This window comes from Lyngbya sp. CCY1209 (assembly GCF_035615495.1).
Classification (GTDB): domain Bacteria; phylum Cyanobacteriota; class Cyanobacteriia; order Cyanobacteriales; family Microcoleaceae; genus Limnospira.
The window spans coordinates 1-11,828 of sequence record NZ_JAJENU010000312.1 but is presented as its reverse complement, the minus strand read 5'-3'; the positions used below and the strand labels follow the sequence as shown (position 1 = coordinate 11,828).

The window sequence follows — 11,828 nt, the reverse complement described above, 5'->3', positions numbered from 1 at the left end:
TACAACGCCTCCAAGACGTTTGATATTGTTGGCTCCATTAAAATCAGCGTCGCCTTCCCATCCGCAATACCCACACTCGAAAGTTTTGCCAGAGCGGTGAATCCCCCTGCTTCCCCTGCCTTCTCCGCCCCCCCACCGAGCACCGAGCACCGAGCACACCCTAATTCAAAAATTCCAGATAGGAACGGCTGAGATCTTTGACGGCCAATTCGTACAACTGTCGGCCGTGGTCGGGGGTGGCCAGAGACGGGTCGGAACCCATGCGGCCGTCGGGGTAGTGGCGGCGGAAGTCGGCGGCACCGTAGATGGGATGGCCTTTGGCGACGTTGGCATCGAGGGGGGCGGTTTTGATGGAGTCGGGGTAAATATATTGGGTGAGGGCGACTTCGCTGGGGGTGGCGTGGGAGCCTTCCCGGGCGCCGTAGAGTTGTTTGGCGAGTCGGTAGACGGATTCGCACTGGTACCAGTTGGCGACCCGACAGCGGACGCGATCGCTATTCGGTAAATTCAGATCGGCCAAATGCGCGTAGGTTTCGGAAAAGGCGGCTTTGAGGGTGGCGATATTTCCCCCGTGGCCGTTGATGAAGAAGAAGGTCGAGAATCCACTTTTGGATAAAAATGTGATATAATCTTTGATTACCCTTATAAGAGTGCTGGGTCGCAAGCTGATGCTGCCGGGAAAGGCGGTGTGATGCAGGGCCATCCCCACGTTGATCGTCGGTCCCACCAAAGCGCCGGTCGCCTCTCCCACCCCCTTGGCGATCGCTTCGGCGCAGATGGCGTCCGTGCCGATCAATCCCGTCGGCCCGTGTTGTTCGGTGGACCCGATGGGGAGGATGATTCCGGTGGAGCGATCGAGGTAGGACTCGACTTCGGGCCAGGTGCAAAGATGTAGCAACATTTATTGATGTTCGGTTAAAAATGTTAAAGAAAATCTGAATGTTATCTTAAGATCGATCGCAGGGGAGTGGCAGGGAATTCAAGGGGCGGATCGGCGATCGTTTCAATTCTCCCCGGCGAGCCCCGACACGGTTCGTTATCGGACGTTAACGCGAGATGCGGAACTTAACCAAAAGATTACTTTTTCTTTACCTAACGTTAACCTATCTCAAATAGGATAGGTAACAGCTCCACTATGATCCACGAAAATTCAACAATAGCGGGCAGATTGGGGGTGGAAACCAATGTTTAACAACCTGGCCATCAAGCCAGAGGACGGGCGAGGTGAAGGTCTCCCGGGTCGTCGAGTCGATCCGGGCAATCAGCCGGTGATCGCCGTGCGATCGCAACTATTGGAACGAATCAATAACGGAGAACATACCTTTGTCGGATGGGTGGTGCTGGGTTGATTTTCCCTGCATGAGAGCGCAATGCCTTGCATTTGAGCCGGTAAGCGACTGCAATCCCACACCATCCACAATTAGGAATCAATACTTATGTTTTCTCCGGATTTGAGCAAAAATTCCTACCGTCCCGAGGTCAGACACACCGGACAGATTCTTTTGCTTGAAAATGAAGAACCCTGGCGGGATATGCTATCTCTCGCCCTGGAAGAACAGGGTTACAAGGTGATTCTCGCCCTGGACAGCCGGGATGCTTTACCTTCGGTACAGAACCCCACATCCGGAGCCGGGGAGTTTCCATTCAACCTACTGATTATGGACTCGACCAACGGTCTCGATCTGTGTCGTATGTTACGGCATCACGGAAATTCCGTCCCCATTTTGATCGTCGGCAGCCGGGAGACGGCCAACAACTGTGCATTTTATCTGGAAGCCGGGGCCGACGATTATCTGACCAAACCCTTCGGTATCCGCGAGTTTATCGCTCGCTGCCGCGCCTTGATGCGCCGCCAACGACTCGGACAAGTGCCAGGACCCGTGATGCTCCAGTACAAAAGTATTACCCTCTATCAAGAAGAATGTCGGGTGGTCGTCCGGGGTGAAGAGGTGAAACTGTCCCCGAAACAATTTCGCCTGCTGGAGTTGTTCATGAGCTACCCCCGCCGGGTCTGGTCCCGCGAACAGCTTCTCGATTTGATTTGGGGTCCGGATTTTATCGGCGACAGCAAGACCGTTGACGTTCACATCCGCTGGCTGCGGGAAAAATTGGAGATCGACCCGAGCAAGCCGGAGTATATCATCACCGTGCGCGGGTTCGGCTATCGGTTCGGCTAAGGGAATAGGGATTCCGAAATTTTTCACTTCTCGACAGCCGACACTGGAGATCCTTAACCATCTTAGAGATTCGGTTGATTTTTGGTAAAAAACGAGTTATTATTTGCTTCCCTGATTGACTCTTATTGCCGATTTTTTTCAAACCTTTTATGAGCTTTAAACGTCGAGAATTTTTGCTGTTTATGAGTGCGGGTTTGGGGTCGATCGCCCTCAACTCCTGCGGGGACTCCGGCGATCGCAACCTCCTCAGTTCCCCCCCCTCCGAAACCCCGCCGGTTTCGCCCGGTTTTCAACCCGTCCGAGGGCCGATGCCCCTGCCGACGGACAGTCCGGGAGTCGAACCGACGGCGCAGTTATTGCCCGTCTCGACCCGAACGGCTTCCCGACCCATTGAGCCCTATCTCCGTTATGAGGTCGTCGATGATTTGGTAGTTCCCGAGGGGTTTACTTACGACACGATCGCCGCCTGGGGCGACCCGGTGGGGGACTCCCGCTTCGGTTATAACAACGATTATTTATCTTTTATTGAAACGGGAAAAAACGAGGGTTTTTTGACCGTCAATTTTGAGTACATCAGCCCCCGCCCCTGGTTGGAAGCTTACGAAGGAACCATCGGGCGATCGCTGCCGGTGGAGGCCGTCCGGGATGCCCTGAAAGCGCAGAAAAACGGGGCGATCGATGCCTTTTCTTTGCCCGCCGACGACCCGCTGCGGAAGGCGATTTTGGAGATTTCTGAGGCGGGGCTGACCGACATGGGCATCGGGGTGATTTCGGTGCGCCGGGAGGCTGACGGACGCTGGGTGCGGACTTATTCCTCCACCGACCGCCGCATCACGGGGATTTCCGGTTGGATCGACGGACGCCATTTGAAATCCACGGGGCCGGCTGCGGCCGTCTTCCGCAAGGGGGGGCGGGGTTACGACGATCGCCTGGGCGATCGCATCATCGGCACCTTCGCCAACTGTGCGGGGGGGACGAGTCCTTGGGGGACGGTGTTCAGTGCGGAGGAGAATTTCCAAAGTTTTGTCCCCGAAGCGGTTTACCCGGATGGAACGTCCGTTTCCCCCTCCGAAACGCCCTTTTCCGGGCCCAACGGGGGGTTGGGCAACGTTTTGGGACTGGCGGGTAATAAATATGGATGGATGGTGGAAGTGAATCCAGCCGACCCCGAAGATTACGGCACCAAACACACTTGGTTGGGACGCTACCGCCATGAGGCAGTGGGGATTCGGGCGGTCGCCGGGAAACCGCTGGCCGTCTATTCCGGGTGCGATCGCCGGGGGGGGCACTTATATAAGTTTGTCAGTCGCGATCGGGTGGCCGATCCGGGCGATCGCGAAAATTCCCGTTTGTTGGAAGCGGGGATGCTCTACGGTGCCAAATTCTACCCCGACGGCACGGGCCGCTGGATTCCCCTCAAAGCCGATACCCCCGTCGATCCCGACCCGGCCGGCGTCCACGTGGGGGGCGTCATTGCCCTGCCGCTGCGCCCGGACGGGGGGAGTTTCGTCGCCACGAGCGATCGGGAGGTGGACATTTTTAAAGGTCAGTATAAGACCTTGGGAGACCTGTATCTCGGAGAGGGGGAAACTCAGCAGGGGGCGATCCTGATTGACGCCCACCTGGCTGCCAGCGCGGCGGGAGTCACCTGCACGGCCCGCCCCGAAGATACGGATATCGCCCCGGACGGTTCCTTATATATTGCCTTCACCTCCGGATCTCCGAGCGGCAATGGGGAAGGCCCGGACGGGCGGATTTTTAAAGGACCCGGGGAGGCCATGCCCTACGAGGCGGGTTGGATCGTCCGCCTGATCGAATCGAATGATGATCCGGGTGCGATGGGATTTCGCTGGGAAATGTTTGCGACGGGGGGCGAGGTCGCTGAGGGGGGCTCGGGATTTGCCAACCCCGACAACCTCGCCTTCGACAGTCTGGGCAACCTGTGGATGGTGACGGACATGAGTACGGGGACCCACAATCGCCCGGTTCCCGCCGGCCGGGTCGATCCGTCCGGAAAACCGTTGGAACCCACGGATTTATTGGGCATCTACGGCAACAACTCGGTGTGGTTTTTGCCCACCACCGGGCCGGCGGCGGGGAACGCTTACCTGTTCGCGATCGGACCGATGGAATGCGAGATGTGCGGGCCGTTTTTGACCGCCGACCGACAGACCCTATTTCTGGCCGCGCAGCATCCGGGAGAGTATAATGGGATGCGTCAAAATATGGCTTCAGAAATCCGGGAATTTGCCATGACGACCCCGGAGGGTGAGGAGTTTATTCAAACTCGCGAGGTTCCCGTCGGCTCGAACTGGCCCGGTCGAACCCCGGACGATCCCCCCAAACCGGCCGTCGTGGCGATCCGTCGGAAACACGTTCAGGCGATCGTGTAATTGCCCGCACCAGGAGTGTACTGCTCACCTTCCAAACGAGGACAGACTGGATGATTCAGCCCTGTTCTCACCCCCACTTGACTCGGCGCGAACTACTGTTAACATATGGTACTATTGGTTCAGTCGAGCTGGGGACTCCCTTGCTTAGGTCTTTTTAAGTCGGTGTGAGATTTGAGATGATGAACAAGATCCTATGGAATACTCTGAAGCAGAGTCCAGGCGTTCTGGGTACTGCTCTTCTATTAAGCACAAGCGCTGCCTTAGCCACAGAAAGCCCTTCAGCCAAGCTAGAACCCACTTCTGAAGTGGCTCCCCTGGCTTCCGATGCAAACGAAGGTGCCAACTCCAACATTTTCACGGCAGTCCCGCCAGAGGGTGAGCCTCCAGCTCCGATGGCAACCTCTCCCGAACTGCAATCTCCGGACGGGGTGGAATTCGGACTCGAACCCGCCACAGAACCCCTGCAACTGGCGCAAGTGCAACCCGAGGCGGAAAACGAAGTCAACATTTCCGATCTCGAGCAGATCAACGAGTACAGCGAAGTCACTGACTCGATGGATTTTGTGACTTCCGTTTCCCAGTTGTCCGACGTGCAGCCCACGGACTGGGCTTTCCAAGCCCTGCAATCCTTGGTTGAGCGCTACGGCTGTATCGCCGGTTATCCCGACGGCACCTACAAGGGCAACCGGGCTATGACCCGCTACGAGTTCGCCGCCGGTCTGAACGCCTGTTTGGAGCGGGTTAACGAACTGATCGCGGCTTCCGTCGCCAACCTGGTGACTCGGGAAGATTTGGCGGTCTTGCAGCGCCTTCAGGAAGAATTTGCGGCCGAATTGGCAACCCTGCGCGGCCGGGTGTACGCCCTGGAAGCCCGGACGGCCGAATTGGAGGCTAACCAGTTCTCCACTACCACCAAGCTGCGCGGGGAAGTGGTGTTCTGGCCCGGTGACAGCTTCGGCGAACGCAGCAACTATAACGTCGTCGGCGGACCCTTTGGGGAGGAGAGCGACGATCCCACCCAGACCTACTTCGGCTACCGGGTGCGTCTGAACTTCGATACCAGCTTCACCGGGGAAGACTTGCTGAGAACTCGTTTGCAAGCCGTAGACGTCCCCAACCTCAACGACTTCGACCTCAACAATACCCTGATGGCGCGGACGGCGATCGGCGGCAACTCGGACGGGGTGGAAATCGATGACTTGTACTACCGTTTCCCCGCTTTCAACGGCAGGGCGCAGTTCTACATCGGCGCCAACAGCCTCGACCTGGATGACACGATGGATGTCGTCACCCCCTTCAATAGCTCCGGGGGGGCTTCGATTTCCCGGTTCGGACAGCGCAACCCCACCATCTTCCGAGGTCCGGAAGGGACGGGCGCGGCCGCGAAATTTGCCTTTGGCGGTGACGGTCAGTTCAAGCTGAACCTGGGTTATGTGGCCGGCAACGCGGCGGATGCCACCGAGGGCAATGGTCTGTTTAACGGGGGCAATACCGGCTCGGCTCAGTTCGTCTTCGAGCCGACCGACGAGCTGGCATTTGGGTTGGAATACGCCCGCAAATACTTTACTAACGGAGATGTCAATATTTCGGGGGGAACGGGTAGCTGGATCGCCGATCGCCCCTTCGGAGACAACTCCACCACCAGCGACAACCTGGGCTTCCAATTCAACTGGCGGGTCGTCGAGAAGGTGGAACTGGGCGGCTGGTTCGGTGCCACCTGGGCGAATCAGAAAAACAACGGCGATGACGATGCCACCATCCTCAACTGGGCTTTGACTCTCGGGTTCCCGGATGCCTTCAGCGAAGGCGACCTGGGCGGGATCGTCTTCGGTATGCCCCCGAAAGTGACCTCCCACAGCACCGAGCGCCTGGAAGATGGGGATACCTCTTTGCACATCGAGGCCTTCTACCGGTATGCGTTCAACGACTATATCTCGATCACTCCGGGCTTCTATGTGGTGACCAACCCTGACCACAGCGACATCAACGATACCATCGTTGTCGGAACCCTGCGGACGACGTTCCGCTTCTAAAATTCGCTCGGAATTTAATTCGACGGGGAGGGGAAAGCTGGGCGCTTTTTCCTCCCTTTTTCGATCGCCTAGGGTTCGAGTTGCAGTGCCCAAATTTTGATGGTTTTATCCTCGCTGCCGCTGGCGAGGGTTTTCCCGTCCGGGCTGACGGCCAGGGCGGTGACCGGCCGGGAATGGCCCCACAGGGTGGCCAACTTCTGGCCCGTCTCCAGATCCCAGAGGATGATGCGATCGCCCCCCCCGATCAGGGTCTGACCATCGGGGGTGATGGCGAGGGCCTTCACGCCGCCCTCGTGTCCCCGCAACACCCGCACCGGGTCGCCCGTGGCGGCGTTCCACAGTCGCACGCTGCCATCGTCGCTGGCGCTGGCGATGGTTTGGCCGTCGGGGGTGTAGGCGATCGCGTTCACGCCCCCCGAGTGCCCGCCGATCGTCAGTCGCCGGATGCCGTCGCCGATGTTCCACAGCTTGATCGTCCCGTCGGTGCTGCCGCTGGCGATCACCCGGCCGTCCGGGCTGAAGGCTAGGGCGTTGATGGGGGCATCGTGGGCTGGGATCGTCCGGATTCGCACGCCACTGGCATCCCAGAGGCGGATCGTCCGGTCGTCGCTGCCGCTGGCCAGGATTTGACCGTCGGGGCTGAACTCCAAAGCGTTGACGCTGCCCGTATGGCCCTCGATGGTGCGCTGGCGGATGCCCTGTTGGAGGTTCCAGAGGCGGATCGTCTTGTCATTGCTGCCGCTGGCGACAATTTCTCCGTCGGGGGCGATCGCCAGGGACTTGACCCAACTGGAATGGGCGGCGATGGGGGGGTCGATGAACTGCCCCGAGTTCAGATTCCAGCGGCGGATGGTGCCGAAGGTTCCCGCCACCAGGGTTTGACCGTCCGGGGCGATGGTGAGGGCGTAAACTTGGCCGAGCGCCCGCTCATACCCCTGCAACCACAGGCTATTCGGCAATCCCTTCAACACCAGGGCGGGATTGGTGGGGATGAACCCGTAGCGGAGATAGCCGTCAACCTGGGTGTAAATCAGAGTCGAAGTCGCCAGCACCGCGCTCATGATGCCCATCGCCTTGAGGGGTATCCGAAAGTTGAACGGACGTTTCTCCCCATCTTTGGGTTTGGGCTTCTTTTTTTTCGGATCTTTCGGCTCGTCTTTGTCGGATTCCTCTTCTTCCGGTTCCGGACGGTGCAGTTCCACTTCCGCCAGACATTGCAGGATCACCTGGGGGTTTTGGGGCCGGTTGCCCGGAAAGGGGGCCATCAGGTAATCCATCACGTCGGCGAGCTGCTTGGACAGGTTGGGCGCTCCCTTGCGCCACAGCAGCTTCCCGGTGCGGGGATTTTCCGGGTAGGCGGTGGGGGGTTTCCCCGTCAGCAAATAGACGAACGTGCGGCCGAGGGCGAAAAAGTCCGACTGGGGGACGGCTTTGCCGTTGGTTTGTTCGGGGGGCGTGTAGCCCGGGGAAACGATGCCGGTGGCGTGTTTTTTTTCGTTCTCCGGGTCCGACAGGTCGCCGGCGAATCCCATGATGGTTTCCGTGACTTCCCGGGCTGTCCCAAAATCGATCAGTACGAGCTGCCCGTCGGGCTTTCGCATGATATTTTGGGGCTTGATATCCCGGTGGAAATACTGCAAACTGTGGACGCGATCGAGGATGTCGGCCAGTTGTCGCAACCATTCCAGGGCTTGCTCCGGATCGATGGGTTCCTTCTTGCGCTCTTTCATCCATTCCTGAAGGTTCAACCCCTCGATTTTTTCCATCACCAAACAGTGCAGCGGCTCGCCCTCTTTGGGCATGAACGTGAAGTAACCGTCCGCATCGACCCGGGGAATGCCGGGATGGTTGAGCTGACTCAAAACCTTCGCTTCTTGCTTGAATAAAGCGATCGCTTTCGGATGCTCTTTGAGGAGAACTTTTAAGACTTTTCGGGTGTTGTCTTTTTTGTCGAGGATCTCGAAGGTTTGACCGAATCCCCCGCCCCCCATTTTTTTTAAGACACGATAACGCCCCTGCAGCAAGAGATCCGAGCCACATTGACAGCAAATGCGTCGTTTTGCATTTGACTCGTCGTCCGGTTTGGGGCAATTGGGATTGAGGCAATAACTCACAGAAGCCAGAACCCAGGTCGAGGTTGCCAGTTTAACTCCACTATAGCTCAGGGGGCTACACTCTGTCTCAAAAGTCGGTTTTTGAGCCGCACGGAGGGGCGGAGGCGACAACGGTCAAGCAACGGTCAAGCGGAGGGACACAGGGGCAAAGATGAGAAGAATCTAAAATTCCCCATTCCCTACTCCCCATTCCCTACTCCCTATTGCCCTCTCACGCCAAGCCTTCGACGACGGGATGGAAGAAAAAGGCCAGTCCCAACACCGCGTAGGCCGCCAGCAGCAGCGCCCCCTCCAGCCAGTCGGAACGGCCGTCGGAACTGACCGAGTTGGCGATCAGGACGGCGACGGCGACGGCGATCAGTTCAAAGGGGTTGAAGTCCAAATCCATCGGCTGGCCCAGCAGCCACCCCGCCAGCACCAGGACCGGCGCCACGAACAGGGCGATTTGCAGGCTCGAACCGACGGCGACGGACACCGACAGATCCATTTTATTCTTCATGGCGACGGTGACGGCCGTGGCGTGTTCGGCGGCGTTGCCGATGATGGGGACCAGGATCACCCCGGTAAATAGGGCCGTCAGGCCGAGGCTTTCGGTGGCCTCCTCCAGGCTGTCCACCAGCAACTCGGACTCCACTGCAACCGTTATCGTAGCGACCAGCAGCACCCCCACCCACAGCCACAAATTGACCTCGTGGGGCTCGCTCTGTTCTTCCCCCTCCGCGGCGCCTTCCGGTTCATTTTCGGCGAGTCCCACTTCGTAAAGGTAGGTGTGGGTTTTCATCGAAAACAATAGCGTCAGGATGTACACCCCGATCAATACGATCGCCACGGCGGCCGAGAGGCGCTGCATGGTGATTTCTTCGATGCCGGCGGAGGTGACATCGACGGCCGTCGGCACCAGGATCGCGATCACGGCTAAATTCATCGCCGAGGCGTTCAGGCGGGCCACCACGGACGGAAATTCTTGCTCTTTGAAGCGCAACCCCCCGAGGAACATCGCCAAACCCATCACCAGCAACAGGTTGCCGATAATTGATCCCGTGATGCTGGCTTTGACGACATCGATCAATCCCGCCTTTAAAGCGACGATCCCGATAATTAATTCCGTCGCATTTCCGAAGGTGGCGTTCATCAACCCCCCCAGATTGGGACCGAGGACGACGGCGATTTCCTCGGTGGCTGTCCCCATCCAACCGGCCAGGGGGATGATGGCGAGGGCGGAGGTGACGAAAATCACCGTCGATCCCCAGCCCTGAAAGGTGGCGGCGACGGAAATGGGGATGAAAATCAGCAGTAACGAAAGGATCGTTTTGGCATTAATCATGAGGTTGAAGAAAATACTTGAGGTTTTGATCGCAGGTGCTAGATACAACCCGAATTGTAGCGGATTGAATTTCACCTCAAACGGGGCGATCGGGCAATGTTAAGTTTTGCGTCCAATTTTTGCAACAATTTATCTCCGAACATTAACTTTCTTAACCACCTCCTTGCCCAAAAGTCGGATAAAATATACCATGCTATTGGGTGACAGAAAGCGCCGACCGAATAATTTTTTAAAACCGTTATCTTCAGTGTTGTTCGCCCGTCTGGCGGAGGTCGCACGGTTTCCCGCCGTTGGAGAGGTGTAATGAGCGGCTGCGACAGCTCCGAATTCAGACTTCAAGTATTTTGCCCATCCGAATAGCCCTCGACGAGGAACGAGACGATCCGCGTCCCGTTCCGTGGGGGTTGCCCGTCACAACTTATGGAAAGGAAGGAATTACATGGTTTCCTCAACTGAGATCCGAGTCAGCCTCGGAACCGAAGCCGCGATCGCCCCGTCACTCCCCGACACCGGGGCCGATCGCCACCCCCAAAAAGTGGCGACGGGGGTTTATATTACGATCCACGGCCACTTCTACCAGCCGCCCCGGGAAAACCCCGACCTGGACGCGATCGAGCGCCAACCCTCGGCCGATCCCTTCCACAACTGGAACGAACGCATCCACCACGAATGTTACCGCCCCAACGCCTTCGCCCGCATCCTCAACGATCGCGGCGAAGTGGTGGGGATCGTCAATAACTACGAATACCTCAGCTTCAACATCGGACCGACCCTAATGAGCTGGTTGGAGCGGTACGACATGGAAGTTTACCAAAAAATCCTGGAAGCCGATCGCAACAGCGCCCGACGCCTCGACGGCCACGGAAATGCGATCGCCCAAGTCTACAACCACATCATCCTCCCCCTCGCCAACGAACGGGACAAAATCACCCAAATTCGCTGGGGGATCGAAGACTTCCGATCCCGATTCCGGCGCGATCCCGAGGGCATCTGGCTGGCCGAAACCGCCGTCGATTACCCCACCCTAGAAGCCTTAGTTGCCGAAGGCATCCGCTTCACCATCCTCGCCCCCTCCCAGGCCCAGCGGTGCCGAGTCCTGCCTTCAGAAGATTCCCCCGATCCCGACTGGATCGAAGTGGGGGGCGGTCAAATCGACCCCACCCGCCCCTACCGCTGCTATCTCAAAGATAGTGATGGCAACCGGGACGAAAGCCGATTTATCGATATTTTCTTCTACGACGGCCCCATCTCCCGCGACATGGGCTTCAACGAAGTCCTCAACAGTTCCGGGAACCTGGCCGGACGCCTGGGGTTAGCCGTGCATGGCGACCACCGCCCCTCCCAACTGATCTCCGTCGCCACCGACGGGGAAACCTTCGGACACCACAAAAATGGCACCGAAAAGTGCATCGCCTATACCTTCGTGGAAGAATGCCCGCAGCGGGGTTGGACGGTGACGAACTTCGCCCACTATTTGAGCATCTGCCCCCCCGCCTGGGAAGTGGAACTCAAACCCGTCACCGCCTGGAGTTGCTTCCACGGTGTGGACCGCTGGCAGGATGAGTGCGGCTGTGGAGGTGGGGGCATCTGGCATCAAAAATGGCGGCGCCCCCTGCGGGATGCCCTGAATTGGCTGCGGGATCAATTGGCGGATTTGTACGAAGATCGGGGGCGGCAGTTTTTCAACGATCCCTGGGCGGCGAGGGACGGTTACGAGAAAAGGACGAGAGCTTGAAAGCCGTGTCTTTTTAAAGCACGGATGAAAAGCGAACGGCGACTTCAGTCGC

Annotated in this window: 8 protein-coding genes and 1 pseudogene; 5 read left to right on the top strand and 4 right to left on the bottom strand. The window is 58.1% G+C overall.

The features are described 5' to 3' along the window. Positions 1 to 150 (bottom strand): zinc ribbon domain-containing protein (locus tag LKE08_RS09010; protein WP_324703885.1); only part of this gene is annotated, 150 nt, incomplete at its 3' end. A 10-nt stretch (positions 151 to 160) separates the two neighbouring features. Continuing rightward, entirely contained in the window at positions 161 to 901 is a 741-nt protein-coding gene (locus LKE08_RS09005; RefSeq protein WP_324703883.1) for a creatininase family protein, read from the bottom strand. Between the two features lie 283 nt (positions 902 to 1,184). On the opposite strand from LKE08_RS09005, the gene LKE08_RS09000 reads away from it, so the two are divergent. From LKE08_RS09000 to LKE08_RS08985, 4 genes are all read left to right on the top strand, one after another. After that, positions 1,185 to 1,349 carry a hypothetical protein gene (locus tag LKE08_RS09000; RefSeq protein ID WP_324703882.1) on the top strand — a complete coding sequence of 55 codons (165 nt, stop codon included), beginning with the start codon at positions 1,185 to 1,187 and terminating at the stop codon, positions 1,347 to 1,349. Positions 1,350 to 1,436: 87 nt separating this feature from the next. Then, the gene (locus LKE08_RS08995) at positions 1,437 to 2,177 is read left to right on the top strand and encodes a response regulator transcription factor (RefSeq protein ID WP_324703881.1); all 741 of its coding nucleotides are present in this window, start codon (positions 1,437 to 1,439) and stop codon (positions 2,175 to 2,177) included. Between the two features lie 149 nt (positions 2,178 to 2,326). Then, positions 2,327 to 4,570, top strand: a complete 2,244-nt coding sequence (locus LKE08_RS08990) for an alkaline phosphatase PhoX (RefSeq protein ID WP_324703880.1) — start codon at positions 2,327 to 2,329, stop codon at positions 4,568 to 4,570. Between the two features lie 179 nt (positions 4,571 to 4,749). Beyond that, a complete protein-coding gene (locus tag LKE08_RS08985; protein WP_324703884.1) occupies positions 4,750 to 6,603 on the top strand; it encodes an iron uptake porin in 1,854 nt (617 codons plus the stop codon). 68 nt (positions 6,604 to 6,671) lie between these two features. Here LKE08_RS08985 and LKE08_RS08980 read toward each other — a convergent pair whose 3' ends face one another. Together LKE08_RS08980 and cax are read right to left on the bottom strand one after the other, a co-directional pair. After that, entirely contained in the window at positions 6,672 to 8,717 is a 2,046-nt protein-coding gene (locus LKE08_RS08980) for a serine/threonine-protein kinase (RefSeq protein WP_324703879.1), read from the bottom strand. 211 nt (positions 8,718 to 8,928) lie between these two features. Next, positions 8,929 to 10,041, bottom strand: coding sequence for a calcium/proton exchanger (gene cax, locus LKE08_RS08975; protein WP_324703878.1), 1,113 nt, complete (start codon positions 10,039 to 10,041; stop codon positions 8,929 to 8,931). Between the two features lie 553 nt (positions 10,042 to 10,594). Here cax and LKE08_RS08970 point away from each other — a divergent pair. Continuing rightward, positions 10,595 to 11,755 (top strand): annotated as a pseudogene (locus LKE08_RS08970) (DUF3536 domain-containing protein); the annotation flags it as partial. Between the last annotated feature and the right edge of the window lie 73 nt (positions 11,756 to 11,828).

Excerpts from the sequence above, each read along its gene's own strand:
- LKE08_RS09005 (WP_324703883.1), bottom strand. The coding sequence starts at position 901 with ATGTTGCTACATCTTTGCACCTGGCCCGAAGTCGAGTCCTACCTCGAT.
- LKE08_RS09000 (WP_324703882.1), top strand. The coding sequence starts at position 1,185 with ATGTTTAACAACCTGGCCATCAAGCCAGAGGACGGGCGAGGTGAAGGT.
- LKE08_RS08995 (WP_324703881.1), top strand. The coding sequence starts at position 1,437 with ATGTTTTCTCCGGATTTGAGCAAAAATTCCTACCGTCCCGAGGTCAGA.
- LKE08_RS08990 (WP_324703880.1), top strand. The coding sequence starts at position 2,327 with ATGAGCTTTAAACGTCGAGAATTTTTGCTGTTTATGAGTGCGGGTTTG.
- LKE08_RS08985 (WP_324703884.1), top strand. The coding sequence starts at position 4,750 with ATGAACAAGATCCTATGGAATACTCTGAAGCAGAGTCCAGGCGTTCTG.
- cax (WP_324703878.1), bottom strand. The coding sequence starts at position 10,041 with ATGATTAATGCCAAAACGATCCTTTCGTTACTGCTGATTTTCATCCCC.